Origin of the sequence: Bacillus haikouensis (assembly GCF_013179555.1) — a bacterium.
Lineage (GTDB): Bacteria > Bacillota > Bacilli > Bacillales > Bacillaceae_B > Rossellomorea > Rossellomorea haikouensis_A.
Genome location: NZ_JABMCR010000628.1, coordinates 1 through 553, shown reverse-complemented (window position 1 = coordinate 553; position 553 = coordinate 1). Strand labels below are relative to the sequence as shown.

At 42.5% G+C, this 553-nt stretch carries 1 protein-coding gene; it reads right to left on the bottom strand.

All coding sequences use genetic code 11. From position 1 onward, the window contains the following. The coding region (locus tag HP456_RS24760; protein WP_312857818.1) for a DUF3131 domain-containing protein at positions 1-550 on the bottom strand (550 nt) is incomplete at its 3' end. Positions 551-553: the final 3 nt, after the last annotated feature.

The following is a 553-nucleotide window of genomic DNA, read 5'->3' as shown; positions in this document are numbered from 1 at the left end:
TCAATTTTTCCTGAACCGCATCATATCCCCCTCGGAATTGACCGACTTCAGGATCATACAGGGTGGAATAATCCATATTATCAACCAATTCGCTTGTTTGAGCATTTAATTCTTCATATGCTTGTCCAGCCACAATCAACCCTGCAGACAACCATCCGTTATCTACCTGAGAGATAAATTGGCCCCAGTCCTTTTTCAGCGAACCGTCTTCTGTATAGTACCAGTTATAGAATAACCCATTCCATTTATCCAGAGACTCTAACGTGTTTAAGGTCACTTGTATGCGATTGACCGCATCTTTTTTTGAAATGATCCCCATTTCCTGAGCCGATATTGTACTCATCATGTACATGCCTATATTAGTAGGCGAGGTGTGTGCAGCATTCACTTTGTCTTCATCAGTATAACGTGTTTCATCGAATGTAAGACCGGTCTCCGGATCCGTATGGTCTTGATAATATTTATAGGTTTTAGCTGCAACCGCTTTCAATTCTGCTCGAAAAGCGTTCTCCCTGCCGTCCCTTTCTTCTTTTGCAGAAACAGTCGGGATGGA